The organism is Myxococcus sp. XM-1-1-1 (assembly GCF_020037095.1).
GTDB lineage: Bacteria > Myxococcota > Myxococcia > Myxococcales > Myxococcaceae > Myxococcus > Myxococcus fulvus.
Genome location: NZ_JAIQDH010000002.1, coordinates 796,659 through 813,855, shown reverse-complemented (window position 1 = coordinate 813,855; position 17,197 = coordinate 796,659). Strand labels below are relative to the sequence as shown.

The window sequence follows — 17,197 nt, the reverse complement described above, 5'->3', positions numbered from 1 at the left end:
GGGGTTGTCGGCGGGGTGCCGGCTCGGGTGAGATGGCGCCACTTCATGACGCCCTCCTCTTCCGATGAACTGGCCGTCGACGCGCGCGGACTCGTCAAGCGCTTCGGTTCCTTCACCGCGCTCAACGGCCTGGACCTCCAGATTCCGAAGGGGGCCTTCTACGCGTACCTGGGCCCCAACGGCGCGGGCAAGTCCACCAGTATCGCGCTCCTGACGGGCGTGTATGGCCCCGACGCGGGCAGCATCCGCATGCTGGGCGTGGACGCGGTGCACAAGCCCATGGAGGTCAAGCGCCGGGTGGGCGTGGTGCCCGAGGAGCTGAGCCTCTTCGAGCGGCTCACCGGCCGGCAGTACCTGACGTTCTGCGCGCGCATGTATGGCCTGGACGGCGACGAGGCGGCCTCGCGCGCGGCGGAGCTGCTGGAGCTGACGGAGCTGACGTACAAGGCGGGCGCGCTCGTCGCCGAGTACTCCAAGGGCATGCGGCGCAGGCTCGCCATCGCCGCGGCGTTGATCCACGCGCCGGAGCTGGTGCTGCTCGACGAGCCCTTCGAGGGCATCGACGTGCTGGCCGCGGGCGTCATCCGGGAGCTGTTGCGCGAGCTGTCGCGTCGCGGGGTGACGCTGCTGCTCACCACACACGTGCTGGAGATCGCGGAGCGGCTGGCCACGCACGCGGGCATCATCCAGGGCGGGCGGATGCTGGACCAGGGGACGGTGTCGTCGCTGCTCGGACGCTACGACTGTCCCTCGTTGGAGGCGGTGTTCGAGAAGCTCATCGCGGTGCCGGCCTCGCGCAACGCGCGCCTGTCCTTCTACGGTGAGGCGCCCGCGCCCGTCGTCGCGCTGCGGGAGCCGGCATGAGCCGCCCCGCCGTCCCGGGCTTCTTCCGGCACCTCTTGTTGTTGTGGGGGCTGCGCTTCGACATCGGGCTGAACCAGGGGCCGGGCAAGAGCCGGCTCCTGGCGGTGGGCGCGTTCCTCGCGTCCAGCGCGCCGGGTGTGTTCTTCGGCCTGTTCTTCTTCGGGCTGATGCGGCTGGGCCCGGTGGCCCGGAGCGACGTGTGGCCGTACTTCATCCTCAACCTGCTGTGCTTCGTCACCTTCTCCGTCTGGGTGACGTGGCCGCTGTTGTCCGCGGGCGTGGATGACCACTCGGAGCTGAGCCGGTACGCGGCCTTCCCCATCTCGCCATTCCGGCTGCTCATCGCCTCCACGGTGGCCAGCCTCTTCGAGCCGCGCGCGCTGGTGTTCTACGCGCCGCTCACCGGCGCGGCGCTGGGCTTCGCGTCGGTCAACCGGCTGTGGGCGCCGTGGCTCGCGGTGGTGCTGTACGTCTTGTTCGCGCTCCTGTGCGCCGCGTGGAGCCGGGTGGCGCTGTACGCCGTCATCAACGTGCTGCGCGAGAAGCGCAGCGCGGAGATCATGGGCGGCGGCCTGCTGGCCTTCCTGGTGGCCGCGTCGTTCATCCCGCCCATCGACACGTCGTGGCTGACGGCGGTGGGCACCGAGGGCGTGGACGCGCTGGACATGAGCCTCATCATCAACGCGGCGGTGGCGCTGGGCCGCGTGCCGCCAGGCTTCTTCGGGGACGGGCTGGGGCAGCTCGCATGGTTCCGCCCGCGCGTGGCGATGGCGGAGGCGGTGGGCCTGTTGTTCTTCGCCGCGCTGGGCATGGGCGTGGCGTACGCGCTGCTCATGCGCTTCCACCGGCAGGCGGGGCGCGCGGGGCCGCAGTCGAAGGACTCGCAGGATGGGAACCCGTTCGCGCGCACGCGCACGCGCTTCTCCACGCTGGTGACGCGCGAGGCGCTGGACCTGTGGAGAAACCCGCGCGCGAGGCTGCTCGCGTCGGTGCCCTTCATCCTGGCCATCCTGCTGAAGCTGCTGTCCGGGCGGGACCTGTTCGTGTTCCTGCTGGGGGCTTCCGCGGACACGTGGTTGATGGGCGGCTTGTGCATCTATGGCGCGGTGGTGATTGCGTCCACGTTCTCGCAGAACACATTCGCCTATGACGGGCAGGGCTTCGCGGCGTTCCTCGCGGCGCCGCTGAACCTGGCGGAGGTGCTGCACGCGAAGAACCGGGTGCAGGCGGCGGCCGCGCTCGGGATGGCGGTGCTGGTGGCGCTGTTCTACCGGGTGTACTTCGGCTTCGGCACGTGGGTGGACATCTCGTGCGCGCTCGCCGCGGTGGTGGGCGTGCTCCCCATCCTGCTGGCCGCGGGCAACTTCCTGTCGCTGTACTTCCCGGTGAAGTTCCACGCGAACCTCAAGCGGCGCGACAAGGTGCCCCTGACGGCGTCGATGCTCGGCATCATCGCGGCCAGCATCGGGTGCATGCCCTTCGGCTGGACGCTGAAGCTCGCCGGCAAGGACGGGCCCACCTGGCAGTCCGCGATGATGATCGCGCTGTGCGCGGGGCTCTACCTGGCCATCTACCGGGCCTCGCTCCCGCTGGCGCTGCGCCTCTTGGACCGGCGGCGCGAGGCCATCCTCCAGGCGGTGACGCGCGAGTAGCTCGTCGCGCCGACGAGCCCCGCGACGCGAGCAGACTCCACGCAAGGAGCGGGTCCTTTTCCGGACGCATCGCACCGGGCGGCGTCGCAAGCATCGGCCTTGCGAGGGGCAGCCCGTCTCGTGCGGCACCACATCAAGTAGCGTCGCCACGCCGCGCCGACACGCATGCGCCTCTGGCGCCGGAGCCCCCCGCTCCGGCCGCCCAGCGACCTCAGTACGTCACGCCGTGCCGCGCGGCCTGCGCCTTGACGCCCTTCATCACGTTGGCGTCGAAGGCGTCCTCCTTCTCGGAGCGGTTCTTCGCGAGCCACGCCTCGCGCTCCGCGGCCAGCTTGGAGGCCTTCGCCTCCAGCACCTTCTTCTCCTCGCCCAGCTGCTTCACCTTCGCCGCGCGCGCCTTGTCATCCAGGCCCTTGAGTTCATCGGGCAGCTCGTCGGCACTCACCCGAGCGAGTGCCCCCGGCGCGACCACCAAGTCCACCGCGCCATCCACCGCGACGGGCGCGCTGCTCGGAGCGGCGGCGCCGGACGAGCCCTTGTCCGCCGTCTTGCGCATGTAGCTGATGCGCTCCGACGCGGCCTCCGGCGCCAGCTCCGCCATCGCCTTGGCCCGCTCCTTGTTCTTCGCCTGGACCGCCGCCTTGCCGGTGTAGAGCGTCTTGGAGGCCAGCTCCGAATTCACCTTCGCCAGCTCCGCGTCATAGGGCGTGGTCACCGCCACCATGCCGCCGGACTGGTCGATGGAGTCGTAGGTGCCGTCCGTCAGCTTCGCCACGAACTTCCACGACTTCTGCGTCTCGGCATCCAGGCCGCACCGCACCGTGTTCACCACGATGTGCTTGTCGCGCGCCCGCTGCGCCCAGTGATTGAAGTCCCAGTCGTCGTTGCGCGCCGCGGGAGGCGCGTCCCCCACCAGGAAGATGGCCTTCATCACCGTGCGGTCCTGGCTCCACGACAGCTTCGACACCGCCTCACCCAACCCGCGCCCCACGTGCTCGGGCGTGTCTCCTCCACCGCCCGCCTGGAAGCGACGCAGGTTCGCGAACACCGTGTCCAGGTCGTCGCTCAGGTCGAAGCGCTTCGTCACGTAGTCATCGCCGACGTCCCGGTACGCCACCAGGCCGACCTTCAGGTGCGGCGTGGGCCGACCCTGCGCGATGCGCGAGGCGATGGAGTAGATCTTCTGCTTGGCCCCCTCCAACAGGCCGCTCATCGAGCCCGTCGTATCCAGCACGAACACCACCTCGATTTCGGGCCGGGCCGCATTCACCTCGACCTTGTCGGGGACCTTGGGCGCCACGACGTCCTGGACCTTGGGCGCCACGTCGCCCTGCGGCAGGGCAGGCGTGGTGACCGCGGCCCTCGGCAGCGACTCGGCCAGCGCGGGGGTGGAGGACAGGGTGAGGGCGAGCGCGGCCGACAGCACGGCCCGCGACAGGGACGAAAGGTCCATGGCGAACTCCGGAGGAAGGGTCTGCGTGGAAAAAGGGGTGGCTGCGCGCGCGTTCCCCTCCATGAACGGACCAGCCCGTCCAAAGGTCTACGCCCCCCACATTTCGCCGAGGAATGCCCCTGAATCCCGGACGTTGGGATGTCCTGCTTCCTTCACGCCGCCGATGTCGCTCCGCGCACGCTGTCCATCCAGGCGGCTTGCTCCACGGGGGCGGCGGTTTCATGCTGAGCCGTTCCCGGGAGAACCACGCCCATGATGCCCGTCCTCCGCCGAAGCCTCTTCCTCCTCGGCTGTCTGCTCGTCGCCTCGTGCAACAGCAACTCGCCCTACTACCGGCTCCAGTTCACCATGCCCTGGGCCGTGAGCCTCGAGCCCGGCCAGTCCACCCAGTTCGAGGTGACGCTCAACCGCGTGGGCGACCAGCCCGGTGAGCTCCGCGTGAACATGGAGTCCGCGCCCGAGGGCATCACCATGACGCCCGAAATCATCGTCCCCGAGGGCGAGGGCATCACCACCCAGATGGTCACCGTCAGCGTCGCGCAGGACATCGCCGTCACCGGCGCCCAGCGCACGCTGCTCCTGGCGAACGACTCCGGCAAGGACCTGGTCTCCGGCGCCGAGCTCTACGTCGTGGTCCTCCCGGCCACCACCAGCCAGCCCGACTTCTCCATCGCCCTCGCGCAGCGGCAGCTCACCCTGTTCGTCGGACAGTCAGAGCTCACGCCCGTGCAGCTCACGCGCGCCGAGGGCTTCACCGGCCCGCTGACGCTCACCCTGGAGTCCGACTCGCGGCGCATCACCGCCCAGCCTGTCGTCGTCCCCGGTGACCAGGCGTCCGCCAACATCCTCATCGCCACCACGACGAGCGTCGCCCGCATCCCCGTGGCCGTCACCGTGGTCGCCACCGCCGAGGACGGGCGCACGGCCAGGACCAGCCTCACGCTCGACATGCGCTGAAGTCCCAGGACGCACGAGGGCCGGGGAGCAGGGACCTTCATCCAGGTCCTCGCCACCCGGCCCGGGTGCGACTCGCGAACGCCCGGCGCTCGCGCGCTCAGGCCATGTCGAACAGCAGCGCCTCCACCGGCGTGTCGGCGGTGAGCACCAGCTTGTCCTCGGACGACACCGCCACGCCGTCACCCGCCTTCACCTTCACCCCGTTCAGCGTGCCCGAGCCCCGCGCCACCTGCACCCAGGCGTGACGCCCCGGCGAGAGCGTGTACTCGGCGGACTCGCCCTTGCCGAGCAGCGTGCCGTGCAGCAGCAGGTCCTGGTGCACCGTCAGCGAGCCCTCCCGCCCATCCGGCGACGCCACCACCCGGAAGCGCCCCTGACGCTCCTTCACGTCGAACGCCTTCTGCTCGTAGCCCGGCTTCAGGCCCTTCTCGTTCGGGAGGATCCAGATCTGCAGCATGTGCAGCGGCTCCGAGAAGTTGTTCATCTCGCTGTGCACCACGCCCGTCCCCGCGCTCATCCGCTGCACCTCACCCGGCTGGATGACCGCCTGGGTGCCCATGCTGTCGCGGTGCTCCACCTTCCCGCCCAGCACGTAGGTGATGATCTCCATGTCCCGGTGCGGGTGCATGCCGAACCCGCGCTGCGGCGCCACGGTGTCCTCGTTGATGACCCTCAACGTGCGGAACCCCATGAAGTCCGCGTCGTAGTAGTCCGCGAACGAGAACGTGTGATGCGTGTCCAGCCAGCCGTGGTTGGCATGGCCCCTCTCCTCTGCATTCCGGACGTAGATCATCGCCTGCCTCCCTTTCCCTTCGAGTTGCAACTCAGATGCATCAACCTCGCCCCGCGTTGCGGGGCGCGACAGGAGCCCGCCACCCACCAGGCCCGAGGCTCCGACCAACAGCCCGCCCGTCACGGACCTGCGGGACAGCGGGCGCCCCGCCGCATGCCACTTCACGCCGCCTGCTCCGCCGCCACCGCCACCGCCTGCACGTCCAGGGTGATATCGACACGCTCACCCACCAGGAGCCCGCCTGCCTCCAGCGCCTGGTTCCACGAGAGCCCGAACTCCTTGCGCTCGATGCTGGTGCTCGCCTGGAAGGCCAGTCGCTCGTTGCCCCACGGGTCCTTCACCTTGCCCAGGAACTCCGTGTCCAGCGTCACCTCGCGCGTGACGTCGCGAATCGTCAGGTCGCCCACCACGCGGTAGTGCCCCTTGCCCGCGTCCTGCACGCGCTTGCTGCGGAAGATGAGCTTGGGGAACGCCGCCGCGTCGAAGAAGTCCGGCGAGCGCAGGTGGTTGTCACGCTGCTCCACGCCCGTGTCGATGCTCGCCGCTTCAATCTTCACCTCCGCCGAGCCCTGCGACAGGTCGTCCCCGTTCACCACCACCTTCCCCTCGAACTTCGTGAACCGGCCGTGCACCTTCGCCACCACCATGTGGCGAACCATGAAGCCGACCGTCGTGTGCGCCGCGTCCAACTGCCAGGTCTTGAGGGCCATGTCCGTGTCTCCTTGGGTTACCGCGTCTGACCACCCATAGAGCAACCGTCAGGCCAACATGTAACCCATTGGAATTACTTCAGACCCAAGCTTGAGTCGGCACAAATCATCTCAAATTGATACAACCACCCTCTCACCCCGAGAGCCTGCCCGGCCGCCTGGAGGACGGAGGCAGGCCGGGTGGGAGCGGGAGCGCGAGGGCGCCGAGTCAGTCGGTGCAAGACACCGGCGTCGAGGGCTACCTTTCGAGAGACGCCATGACCACCACGACCTCACCCACCCGCCGACAAGCCGCGCGAGAGGCCCTCGCGCTCGACGACGAGGCCCTGCTGAAGACGTGCGAGGTGGATTACTTCATCGCCTCCGGTCCCGGCGGGCAGCACCGCAACACCACCGCCAGCGGCGTGCGCCTCACGCACGCGGCCACCGAGCTGTCCGTCTCCGCCACCGAGCGGCGCAGCCAGACGCAGAACAAGGGCGTGGCCCTGGAGCGACTGCGCGAGGGCCTGAAGGCGCTCACCATCGTCCCCAAGGTGCGCCGGCCCACGCGCCCCTCCGCCGGTGCGAAGCGACGCAGACTCGAAGGAAAGAAGCGCACGTCGGAGAAGAAGTCCCTGCGCGGCAAGGGCGACTGGTAGCTCGGGATTCCCGGGCGCCTGGCTACGCAAGCCGTTGCGGAGTCGCAAAGTTTTCATAGCCGTTCGTCCCCCGAGCATTCGGGGCTGAAGAGAAGTTTCCAGCGCCCTACTGGGAGCAAGCGGGCGTCGGAGCCGGGCACAGGGTGTGCAGTCGGGTGGCCAGGCTGACCCTGTCCCGGGTCGGCTCACCCCCCCGGTGGGAGCACCCCATGAGCCCTCGGCCCCCCTCCTTGCTGCTGCGTCGCGCGCTGGTCGCGATATGCGTCCTGCTGGCGCTCCCCGCGTCCGCGGCGGACCTCGTCACCTTCAGTCGCGGCTCGCTCATCATCCCCGAGAACGCGACCTTCCAGCAGGGCTGCGGCTCGCTGTCCGCGTACGGTCTGGTGTGGCGAATCCTCCAGGCGAACCAGCCGGGCGGCTTCAACGCCAACAACCCGGTGACGGTGTATCTGGCCATCAACGACCAGAAGACGTCCCCCAACCGGTGCGTGCCCACCAACCGTCACACCGCGCCGGCGCCCGCCAATGACGACCGGTGGAACGACGGCTGCGACTTCACCATCACCAACACCAAGGAGAACGAGCAGCCCGTGGTGCCGGTGAACTACGGGGTCCCCTTCCCCGCGAGCGGCGTCTATCCCAACGCCGCCATCGAGAACTTCACCACCACCGCGACCCAGGCCCGGCCCTACTTCACCGCGGTGACGCTGAACCACACCGTCGCCAACCCGCGCTTCACCACCGCGCGCTACTCGGGCGGCGCCTTCATCATCGCCGCCGAGGACGCGAAGAACGCCATCGACTTCATCCGCTCGGGCTCCGGCGACCTGTCCCCGGAGAAGTTCCGCACCACCTGCGCCCGGGGCTGCGCCACCTTCACCAACAACAGCGGCTGCCACCACGTGCGCATGCACCAGGCCACCATCGAGTTCACCGCGCCGGTGGCCCGCCGCATCAACCGCGTCCCGCCCAAGATCGCCCTGCTGGACTTGTCGGACGGCTTCAACAGCGCCGGCGACCCGCTGGTGAAGGGCGGCATGCTGGACGACTACCTGCGCAACGCCGGCCTGGACTTCCCGGGCGCGGGCGGCTGCCCCGAGGGCACGACGTCCGGCTGCACGCTCAACGGCAAGAAGCCCGGCCTCATCTACGACGCGCTCCACGCCAACGCGGACCTGGTCTCCACCGCCACCTTCAAGAACGGCCTGCTCAACGCGGTGGACCCCGTCACCAAGAAGCCCCGCTACAAGGTGTTCTGGGCGCCCCACTGGGAAATCGGGAACATCGCCCGCCGCGAGTACGTGCCCAACGGCGACGGCGCCACCACCCAGCGCGAGAACGCCCTCAACAACGTGGAGTACTTCACCAACCAGCGCGGCAACGGCCTGTTCGCCGAGTGCGCGAGCATCTGGTCCTACGAGGCGACGCTCAAGCCGGACCGCACGCCCGTGCTCTCCTCGCGCTTCCAGGCCGAGTCCGGCTTTCAAATCAACCAGCTCAGCGGCGGCAGGAGCTGGGACGGCCGCAACTGCACGGACCCGGACTACATGGCGCAGGCGGAGCGCAACCGCGGCCAGTGCGTCATCTACCCCAACGCCGGGGACCCGTTCTCCCAGATGGGCGACTTCCGCTTCAACAACGTGGTGGGCCACACGGAGAACTACCGCGCGACGTACAAGGACGGCGTGCGGCGGCTCGCGGTGAGCTGGTACGGCCACAAGGACGAGCACGTCTACGACAACGCCACCCACGTCGGCCAGGACGCCCGGCGCGGTCACGACTTCTTCTCCTTCAACCAGAAGGACAACGACCCGAAGAAGGCGACCATCGTCTACCTCGCCGGGCACGACTTCAAGGCGAGCGTCCCCGGCACGCGCATCGTGCTCAACACGCTGCTCAACCTGGGCTCGGAGCCCTTGAGCAACGAGCGCGCCCTCTCCGCGCCCGTGGCCTTCGAGGACCCCAACGGCAGTGACGGCGACGGCTCGCGCGCGCTGGTGATGGCGGCCACGTACGACGCGGTGAGGGGCTACCCGCCCGGCGCGGACACGTTCCTGCCGACGCAGGGCTCCCACTGGGTGTTCCCCTACTACCCGGGCCACCTGCGCGCCCACTCGCTCATCGGCGGCAACGCGCTCGCCACCGGCGAGAGCGCGCTGGACGAGGCCACCCTGTGGGACGCGGACACCGTCATGCCCCACCCGCGCGAGCGCAACCTGTTCACCTACTTCGGTGGCCAGGTGAAGGAGAACCCGTCCCTGGGCACCGGCCTGCGCGCGCCGCGCGGCGTGCTCCAGGTGGGCTGGAAGCCGCAGAACGTGGCCGGCACCGCCATCAACGCCAACTACGGCTCGGGCCCCAACCCCCACTGCGTGGACGTGCTCAAGCTGGGCGAGGTCAAGAACCCCGACGGCACCTCGCGCTTCGACTTCGTCACCACGCCCACCGGCGACGGCGTGTGTGACTTGCAGCAGGCGGTGCAGTTCACCGAGCAGCTCGCGGGCACCGACTTCGGCCAGAGCACCGCCGCCGTCAACAAGGCGAAGCTGGCCAACGACTTCAACGCGGTGGCGCAGATGCTCCAGCGCGTGCGCGGCTTCTGCTACGCCACCTCCACCGGCAACGACGGCTCGGGCAGCCCCGTGCTCGAGCCCTCCGACAGCCAGTGCAACAACGAGGACGCGGAGAACCGCGCGCGCCTGGGCGGCTTCGTGCACTCCTCGCCCGCGGTGGTGAAGCCCAGCGGGTACATCCCGGACAAGGTCGCGCCCCGGCCCACCGTGGCCTACGCCGCGGGCCTGGACGGTCAGCTCCACGCCTTCTACGTGTCCGGCGGCGCGCGCTACGCGGGCCCCGCGGAGAACCTGTCCTTCCCCAACGTCAGCCCCGCGGACACGGCCTTCCCCAAGAACTGGAGCGCCAGCTTCCAGGGCGGCTCCACGCCCCCGCCGGGCACGGAGCTGTGGAGCTTCCTGCCCGCCACCCAGCTGCCGTGGCTGCGCAGCAACGCGGCGGCCGTCAACAGCGCGCCGGTGGTGCTGGACGTCTTCGCGGACTTCGTGGGCAGCGGCAAGCGCGAGTGGCACACGGTGCTGGTGGCCAACGCGGGCCAGAAGGGGCGGGACCTGTTCGCGCTCGACATCACCAACCCGCTCAGGCCCGTGCTGCTGTGGCACCTGGTGGGCAGCCACTTCCAGGCGGGCAGCTTCCCTCCGCACGCGCCGGTGGAGCTGGCGGACCGCGACACGGGCGGCACCCAGTGGGCGGCGAAGTGGCGCGAGGAGACGGCCCACTTCGTCATGGCGCCCCTGGACGACCCGGGCCGCCACCCGACGGGCCTCTACAACTACACGGAGATGGGCGGCACCCGGGGCCTGTCGGTGGGCGTGGTGCGCCAGGGCCTGGAGCCCACGTACACCGTCTTCGTCGGCGCCAGCAGCTCCGGCGCGCAGGGCTCGCCCACCTTCGGCATGCAGGTGTTCGCCATCGACATCGCCACCGGCCAGAAGCTGTGGCAGTGGGAGCGCGGCTACACCCAGGCCTGGGTGGACAACACGCCGCCCCACGCGCCCACCGTCCTGACGGACACCGGCGGCGCGGCGCGCGTGTACACGGGCGACATGGAGGGCAAGCTGTGGGAGCTGGACGGCGCCACCGGGCAGAACGTCAACGTGGCGCGCGCCAACCCGCCGTGCGCCACGCCGTGCAAGTTCACCGGACTGGACGCGCAGTCCGTCACCGGTGACCGTCGGCCGCTCTCCACCAACGTGGCGCTGGCGCGCCTGCCCCAGAACATCACCGCGGGCAGCGCCCTGAAGAACTACGAGGGCGAGCTGGTGGCCCTGGTGGGCACGGGCGGCGTGGACTGGGTGCCGGCCGACGACGCGGGCCAGCTGCACCTGGCGCTGCTGGGCACCTCGCGCCGGCTGCCGCTGGGCACCGCGGGCCTCAAGCTGGACGGCACCAACATCAGCGCCTCGGAAGCCAAGGGGCTGGCCACCCAGCAGGGCATCCTCCAGGAGCCCACGCCCTTCCCGCTGACGTTCGGCGCTCCGCAGCACGTGTACGGCACCATCACCGTCGCGGGGCGCACCGCGTACTTCTCCACCGCGAACGGGAAGATCGGCTCCGACCTGATGTCCGTCGAGGGCAACATCAGCGGCAAGACGTGGGCGCTGGACCTGGGCAACACGGCGACGTCGGGGACGGGGGCCGTCAGCAGCCTGTCCTCCATGACGGTGGCCAACTTCGGCGGCGTGGCGGTGTTCCAGCAGGGCAGCGGCGCGTCGTCCCAGAGCCACGTCATCGGCCTGGGCGTGAGCAAGATTGCCCGCCACACGATGAACGACCCGGCGGGGGCGAACACCCCCGAGGCGAAGGAGCAGATGCGCGTCAACGGCCAGAACGGCTTCGTCTTCCGGCTGCTCAACTGGAGCCAGAGGTTCTTCGAATGAGCTCGCAACGTCTCGCCGCGCGCCGCGGCGCAAGTCTCGTCGAGGTGCTCGTGTCCATGGGCGTGCTGGCCCTGGCCGCCGCGGGCGCGGTGGGAGGCATGGTGTTCGCCTCCCGCGACGTCCATGACGGGCAGCTCTTGCAGGCCAAGCGGATGATGCTCGACGCCAGCATGCAGCGGCTGCGGCTGGCCTCGAAGTCGAGGCTCATCGTCGACGCGGTGGAGCGCCCCGCCACCTTCCCCACGGAGCTGGCCCCGGGCGCGGCGCCGTGGAAGGCGGACGTGAGCACGCACGTGCCGGGGGACCCCTCCTCCGGCGCCTACTTCAAGCTGTCCGCCGACGGCACGGTGGAGCCCCTGGCGGGCATCCCCGCCGGCACGCCGTGCAACGCCCCCGCGCTGCCGGACGGCACGTACTGCCGGGAGATGCTGGTGACGAAGGGGCTGCCCAGGGAGCCCGCCGTCCCCGGAGTCCTCCCCCCGGGCGCCCAGCCGGTGACGGTCTGGGCCCGCATCGTGCGCAAGGGCGACACGGCCGCCCGCGCGCAGGCGCACAGCGAGGTGTTCGTCCAATGAAGACGCGAGGCATGACGCTGCTGGAGACGATGGTGGCGCTGGCGCTCACCAGCATCATCATCGCGGCCGCCGCGGCGCTGATGGTGGCCGGCAGCCGCGTGGTCCACAACACGGAGCACACGACGGACAGCCACGACTCGGCGCGCCTGGCGGGCGAGGCCATCATGAGCCTGGTGCGGCAGGCGGGCGCGGGCGCGCCCAACGGCATCTGGGTGCGCCGCAACGGCGTCCCGGTGCGCACCAGCGCCTTCTTCGGACGCGACGGCACCACCGGCGCGGGCACCTCCGGCAACGTCACCACGGCCGACGGCAGCGACGACCTGTGGCTGGTCGTGCCGGACCGCGACTACCTGGGCGAGCCCTGCGTCACCCCGGGCGCCGCCGTGTCCGTGGTGCGCCCCGGCACCGGCGAGCTCGAGGTCAACTGCACCCAGAGCCTCAAGGCCCCGCAGCTCCACCTGGTCAGCAACATGACCTCCGCGGCGCTCATCTCCGAGCTGAACATCGTCCCGTCCACGCCGGGCGTGCCGGGCCGGGTGAACTACGCCGAGTCCGGCACGCCGGGCTTCTCCAACGCCCCGGAGAAGGGCGGCTTCCAGAAGGGGGATTTGGTGTACCCGGTGCGGCTGGTGCACTTCTTCATCGGCCCGCATCCGGTCTCCAGGCGCCCGTCGCTCCTGCGCACCGAGGGCCGGCTGGTGGCGGACGCGCTGGGCCGCCCCTTCTCCGACATGGCCGGGGCGACGCCCTTCGTCGTGCAGGAGAACGTGGAGGACTTCCAGGTGGCCTTCGGGTTCGACACCACGGGCATGGATGACCCGGCGCAGTACACCTGGAGGCACGGCCAGGGCGCCGACCATCAGTCGGGGCTGCGCACGCTGCGCATCAGCGTGGTGGCCACCGGCCGCAACCCGCGCCGCAACAGCCAGAGCTCCGCGGTGCTGGCGGACGACAAGCCCGTCACCGTGGAGAACAACGTCCGGGCGCCCACGGTGGCCGCGGACGGCTACTACCGCAGCCTCTTCACCCGTCGCATGGAGCTGCCCAACCTGGCGGCCGCCAACCTGTGAGCCCGAGGATTCCCATGCGCACCCCTCCCTCCCCTCGCGGGGCCACGCTGCTGGTGGTGGTCCTGCTCGTCACCGTGCTGCTGGGCCTGGTGGCCAGCCTGATGATGTACGCGGGCGGCGAGCGCATCCGCGCCGTGGCCAGCAGCCGCGCCAGCCAGCGCCAGAGCTGCGCGGACAGCGGCCTGCAGCTCGCGCGCAGCTACTTCGGGCGCAACTACCCCAGCTGGAACACCTACCTGTCCCAGCCTGCCGTCTATGACCCGGTGCGCTCCAGCTTCAACCCGAACCCGGCCAACCCCGCCGACCCGACCCTGCGCTCCAACCACCCGGAGCTCTTCGCGGACGTGGACGGCGACGGCAAGCCCGACGTCTACATCTACATCCGCGACAACGAGGACGAGTTCGCGCCACTGACGGTCGACTGGCGGCGGGACAACGACCAGGTGGCGCTGGTGGGCGCCATCTGCATCTCCGAGACGCTGCGCCCCCGCCGCGCGGACGGTGCCCAGACGCCCACCCAGCTCGCGCTCGAGGGCCTGCTCAGCTACAACGGCGGAGGCGGCACCAACTGCGCCCAGGGCACCGCGGGCTCGGGCTCCGGCAACTGCAACTGACGACGCGTCGCGCGAGGGGGCCCACCCACGCGCGACGCCCCGGCCTCCCGCGGCGACATCCTGGGCCTCCCGTCACGGAGGACACCTGGAATGCGCACGCTCGAAGACGCGATTGCCCTCGCGGTGGAGGCGCACCGCGGGCAGCGGGACAAGGCCGGACAGCCCTACATCCTGCACCCGCTGCGGCTGATGCTGAAGCTGGAGACGGAGGAGGAGCGCACCGTCGCCATCCTCCACGACGTGGTGGAGGACACGCCCTGGACGATTGAGCGCCTGCGCGAGCAGGGCTACGCGGAGCCCGTCCTGCGCGCGCTGGAGGGCCTCACCCGCCGCCAGGAGGAGTCCTACGAGGCCTTCATCGAGCGGCTGCGCCCGGACCCGCTGGCGCGCCGGGTGAAGCTGGCGGACCTGGAGGACAACATGGACGTGCGCCGCCTCACCCAGGTGACGGCGAAGGACATGGACCGGCTGGCGCGCTACCGCGCCGCCTGGGCGCGCCTGAAGCAGCTCTGAAGACACCACGGCCCGGAGCGCCGCAGCGGGCACTCCGGGCCGTCGTGTGAGCCGGCACCCCGCCGAGGAAAGCGGGGCCCGTCTCGTCTTCGTCTTCGCGGCGCGCTACGCCTTCGCCAGCTGGCGCAGCACGTACTGCAGGATGCCGCCGTGGCGGTAGTAGTCGAGCTCGTTGGGCGTGTCGATGCGGCACACCACCGTGAAGCTCTTCTCGCCGCCCTCGCCCGTGGCCTTCACGGTGAGCTTCTTCTGCGGCGCCAGGTCCTGCGCGACTCCGGTGATTTCGAACGCCTCGTGGCCGGTGAGGCCGAGCGACTGCGCGTCCTGGCCCGCCTCGAACTGCAGGGGCAGCACGCCCATGCCGACGAGGTTGGAGCGGTGGATGCGCTCGAAGCTCTTGGCGATGACGGCCTTCACGCCGAGCAGCTGCGTGCCCTTGGCGGCCCAGTCACGGCTGGAGCCCGTGCCGTACTCGGCGCCGGCCAGCACCACCAGCGGCGTGCCGTCCGCCTGGTACTTCATGGACGCGTCGTAGATGCTCATCCGCTCGCGGGTGGGGATGTGGACGGTGACGCCACCCTCCACGCCGGGCACCAGCAGGTTCTTCAGGCGGATGTTGGCGAAGGTGCCGCGCACCATCACCTCGTGGTTGCCGCGGCGCGCGCCGTAGGAGTTGAAGTCCTTGGGCTCCACGCCCTCGGCCATGAGGTACTTGGCCGCCGGGCTCGTCTTGGCGATGTTGCCCGCGGGCGAGATGTGGTCCGTCGTCACGGAGTCACCCAGGAGCGCCAGCACGCGCGCGCCCTTGATGTCCTGCGTGGCCTTGGGCTCCTTCGGCAGGTTCTCGAAGAAGGGCGGCTTGCGCACGTAGGTGGACTTCTCATCCCACTGGAACGTGGAGCCCTTGCCCACGGGCAGCTGCTGCCAGAGCGCGTCGCCCTCCATGGCGTTGGCGTACTGGCTGCGGAACTGCTCGGGCTTCACCGACGCGCGGATGACCGCCTTGATTTCGTCGTTGGTGGGCCAGATGTCCTTGAGGAACACCTCGCGGCCGTTCGGGTCCGTGCCCAAGGGCTGCGTGTCCAGGTCCAGCCCCACCTCGCCCGCCAGCGCGTACGCCACCACGAGCGGGGGGCTCGCCAGGTAGTTCATGCGCACGTGCGGGTTGATGCGGCCCTCGAAGTTGCGGTTGCCGGAGAGCACCGCGGCCACCACGAGGTCGCCCTCGACGACGGCGTTGGCGACGGGCTCCGTCAGCGGACCCGAGTTGCCGATGCAGGTGGTGCAGCCGTAGCCCACCACGTGGAAGCCCACGGCCTCCAGGTACGGCAGCAGGCCGGAGTCACGCAGGTACTCGGTGACGACGCGGCTGCCCGGCGCCAGGCTGGTCTTCACCCAGGGCTTGGGGTTGAGGCCCTTCTCCACGGCCTTCTTGGCCAGGATGCCCGCGCCCACCAGCACCGCCGGGTTGGACGTGTTGGTGCAGGACGTGATCGACGCAATCACCACCGCGCCGTGGCCCAGCTGGTAGCTCTGGCGGCCCTGCTTCACGGTGACGCTCTGGGCCAGCCGCTCGGCGGGGACCTCGGCCGCGGGGGCCGCCTTGGCCTTGCCGCCGCCCTCGTCATCCTCGCCCTTGCTCTTGCCGGCGGAGAGCATCTCCACGAGCGACTTCTCGTAGCCGGACTTCATGTCCTTGAGGGGCACGCGGTCCTGCGGGCGCTTGGGGCCGGCGAGGCTGGGCACCACGGTGGACAGGTCCAGCTCCAGCGTGTCGCTGAAGACGGGGTCCTTCGCGTCGGCGGCGAGCCACAGGCCCTGCTCCTTCGCGTACGCCTCCGTGAGGGCCACGACGGCCTCGGGGCGGCCGGTGAAGCGCAGGTAGTTGAGGCTCTCCTCGTCCACCGGGAAGAAGCCGATGGTGGCGCCGTACTCGGGCGCCATGTTGGCGATGGTCGCGCGGTCCGGCAGGGACAGGCCCTTGAGGCCGCTGCCGTAGAACTCCACGAACTTGCCGACCACGCCCTTCTTGCGGAGCATCTGCGTGACGGTGAGGACCAGGTCCGTCGCCGTGGCGCCCGCGGGCAGCTGGCCGGTGAGCTTGAAGCCCACCACCTGGGGGATGAGCATGGTAATCGGCTGGCCGAGCAGCGCGGCCTCCGCCTCGATGCCGCCCACACCCCAGCCCACCACGCCCAGGCCGTTGATCATCGTGGTGTGGCTGTCGGTGCCCACCAGCGTGTCCGGGTACACGGTGCTGCCCTGGCGGAACGTCACCTGCGCCAGGAACTCCAGGTTCACCTGGTGGCAGATGCCGATGTCCGGCGGGACGACGCCAAAGCCCTTGAACGCGCTCTGGCCCCAGCGCAGGAAGGCGTAGCGCTCGCGGTTGCGCTCGAACTCCAGCTCCGCGTTCTCCTTGAAGGCCGCCGTCGTCGCGAAGGAGTCGATCTGCACCGAGTGGTCGATGACCAGGTCGGCGGGGTTGCGCGGGTTGATCTTCGACGGGTCGCCGCCCATGGAGGCGAGCGCCTCACGCATGGCGGCCAGGTCCACGACGGCGGGGACGCCGGTGAAGTCCTGCAGCAGCACGCGCGCCGGGTGGAAGGAGATCTCCACGTCCGGGGTGGCCTTGGGGTCCCACGCGAGCATCTTCTCCACGTGCTCGCGCTTGACGACGCGCCCGTCCTCGTTGCGCAGCAGGTTCTCCAGCAGCACCTTCAGCGAGAAGGGCAGGCGGTCCACCGACGGGTGGGCCTTGGCCAGCTTGCTCAGGCTGAAGTAGTCATAGGTGGCCGAGCCCACCTGGAGCTTGGACTTCGTGCCGAAACTGTCGGTCATGTGCGGTGCCCTTCCGTGCGCAGGATGTGGGGACTTCTAGGCTCGCCTTTGACGCGTTGCAAA

General features: G+C 70.1%; 13 protein-coding genes. 9 read left to right on the top strand and 4 right to left on the bottom strand.

All coding sequences use genetic code 11. The features are described from left to right. Positions 1 to 45 precede the first annotated feature (45 nt). Both K8640_RS07295 and K8640_RS07290 read left to right on the top strand, forming a co-directional pair. A complete protein-coding gene (locus K8640_RS07295; protein ID WP_141325908.1) occupies positions 46 to 864 on the top strand; it encodes an ABC transporter ATP-binding protein in 819 nt (272 codons plus the stop codon). Continuing rightward, the gene (locus K8640_RS07290; protein ID WP_223746403.1) at positions 861 to 2,516 is read left to right on the top strand and encodes a hypothetical protein; all 1,656 of its coding nucleotides are present in this window, start codon (positions 861 to 863) and stop codon (positions 2,514 to 2,516) included. Before K8640_RS07295 ends, K8640_RS07290 begins: the two co-directional genes overlap by 4 nt. A gap of 211 nt (positions 2,517 to 2,727) precedes the next feature. Here K8640_RS07290 and K8640_RS07285 read toward each other — a convergent pair whose 3' ends face one another. Next, positions 2,728 to 3,969 carry a VWA domain-containing protein gene (locus K8640_RS07285; RefSeq protein WP_223746402.1) on the bottom strand — a complete coding sequence of 414 codons (1,242 nt, stop codon included), beginning with the start codon at positions 3,967 to 3,969 and terminating at the stop codon, positions 2,728 to 2,730. Positions 3,970 to 4,221: 252 nt separating this feature from the next. Here K8640_RS07285 and K8640_RS07280 point away from each other — a divergent pair, with 252 nt between their 5' ends. Then, positions 4,222 to 4,926, top strand: coding sequence for a hypothetical protein (locus K8640_RS07280; protein ID WP_223746401.1), 705 nt, complete (start codon positions 4,222 to 4,224; stop codon positions 4,924 to 4,926). A gap of 97 nt (positions 4,927 to 5,023) precedes the next feature. Here the strand turns inward: K8640_RS07280 and K8640_RS07275 are convergent, their stop codons facing one another. Further along, a complete protein-coding gene (locus K8640_RS07275; RefSeq protein WP_223746400.1) occupies positions 5,024 to 5,719 on the bottom strand; it encodes a pirin family protein in 696 nt (231 codons plus the stop codon). Positions 5,720 to 5,880: 161 nt separating this feature from the next. Further along, on the bottom strand, positions 5,881 to 6,429 hold the full coding sequence (locus tag K8640_RS07270; RefSeq protein ID WP_223746399.1) for a YceI family protein: 549 nt from the start codon (positions 6,427 to 6,429) through the stop codon (positions 5,881 to 5,883). Positions 6,430 to 6,686: 257 nt separating this feature from the next. Here K8640_RS07270 and K8640_RS07265 point away from each other — a divergent pair, with 257 nt between their 5' ends. From K8640_RS07265 to K8640_RS07240, 6 genes are all read left to right on the top strand, one after another. Continuing rightward, positions 6,687 to 7,067: a peptide chain release factor-like protein gene (locus K8640_RS07265; protein WP_223746398.1), complete on the top strand. Its 381-nt coding sequence runs from the start codon at positions 6,687 to 6,689 to the stop codon at positions 7,065 to 7,067. A gap of 209 nt (positions 7,068 to 7,276) precedes the next feature. Continuing rightward, positions 7,277 to 11,521: a hypothetical protein gene (locus K8640_RS07260; protein WP_223746397.1), complete on the top strand. Its 4,245-nt coding sequence runs from the start codon at positions 7,277 to 7,279 to the stop codon at positions 11,519 to 11,521. Beyond that, on the top strand, positions 11,518 to 12,096 hold the full coding sequence (locus tag K8640_RS07255) for a type II secretion system protein (RefSeq protein ID WP_223746396.1): 579 nt from the start codon (positions 11,518 to 11,520) through the stop codon (positions 12,094 to 12,096). Before K8640_RS07260 ends, K8640_RS07255 begins: the two co-directional genes overlap by 4 nt. Then, a complete protein-coding gene (locus K8640_RS07250; RefSeq protein WP_223746395.1) occupies positions 12,093 to 13,166 on the top strand; it encodes a PilW family protein in 1,074 nt (357 codons plus the stop codon). The genes K8640_RS07255 and K8640_RS07250 overlap by 4 nt, the downstream gene beginning before the upstream one ends. Before the next feature lie 14 nt (positions 13,167 to 13,180). Then, complete coding sequence (locus K8640_RS07245; RefSeq protein WP_223746394.1) at positions 13,181 to 13,780, top strand: hypothetical protein; 600 nt, start codon at positions 13,181 to 13,183, stop codon at positions 13,778 to 13,780. 90 nt (positions 13,781 to 13,870) lie between these two features. Further along, positions 13,871 to 14,293: an HD domain-containing protein gene (locus K8640_RS07240; protein ID WP_046711464.1), complete on the top strand. Its 423-nt coding sequence runs from the start codon at positions 13,871 to 13,873 to the stop codon at positions 14,291 to 14,293. A 105-nt stretch (positions 14,294 to 14,398) separates the two neighbouring features. On the opposite strand, the gene acnA is transcribed toward K8640_RS07240, so the two are convergent. Then, a complete protein-coding gene (gene acnA / locus K8640_RS07235; RefSeq protein ID WP_223746393.1) occupies positions 14,399 to 17,134 on the bottom strand; it encodes an aconitate hydratase AcnA in 2,736 nt (911 codons plus the stop codon). Between the last annotated feature and the right edge of the window lie 63 nt (positions 17,135 to 17,197).

Coding starts and splice junctions, on each gene's coding strand:
- K8640_RS07250 (WP_223746395.1), top strand. CDS start 12,093: ATGAAGACGCGAGGCATGACGCTGCTGGAGACGATGGTGGCGCTGGCG.
- K8640_RS07260 (WP_223746397.1), top strand. CDS start 7,277: ATGAGCCCTCGGCCCCCCTCCTTGCTGCTGCGTCGCGCGCTGGTCGCG.
- K8640_RS07295 (WP_141325908.1), top strand. CDS start 46: ATGACGCCCTCCTCTTCCGATGAACTGGCCGTCGACGCGCGCGGACTC.
- K8640_RS07255 (WP_223746396.1), top strand. CDS start 11,518: ATGAGCTCGCAACGTCTCGCCGCGCGCCGCGGCGCAAGTCTCGTCGAG.
- K8640_RS07285 (WP_223746402.1), bottom strand. CDS start 3,969: ATGGACCTTTCGTCCCTGTCGCGGGCCGTGCTGTCGGCCGCGCTCGCC.
- K8640_RS07290 (WP_223746403.1), top strand. CDS start 861: ATGAGCCGCCCCGCCGTCCCGGGCTTCTTCCGGCACCTCTTGTTGTTG.
- K8640_RS07240 (WP_046711464.1), top strand. CDS start 13,871: ATGCGCACGCTCGAAGACGCGATTGCCCTCGCGGTGGAGGCGCACCGC.
- K8640_RS07270 (WP_223746399.1), bottom strand. CDS start 6,429: ATGGCCCTCAAGACCTGGCAGTTGGACGCGGCGCACACGACGGTCGGC.
- K8640_RS07275 (WP_223746400.1), bottom strand. CDS start 5,719: ATGATCTACGTCCGGAATGCAGAGGAGAGGGGCCATGCCAACCACGGC.
- K8640_RS07245 (WP_223746394.1), top strand. CDS start 13,181: ATGCGCACCCCTCCCTCCCCTCGCGGGGCCACGCTGCTGGTGGTGGTC.
- acnA (WP_223746393.1), bottom strand. CDS start 17,134: ATGACCGACAGTTTCGGCACGAAGTCCAAGCTCCAGGTGGGCTCGGCC.
- K8640_RS07280 (WP_223746401.1), top strand. CDS start 4,222: ATGATGCCCGTCCTCCGCCGAAGCCTCTTCCTCCTCGGCTGTCTGCTC.
- K8640_RS07265 (WP_223746398.1), top strand. CDS start 6,687: ATGACCACCACGACCTCACCCACCCGCCGACAAGCCGCGCGAGAGGCC.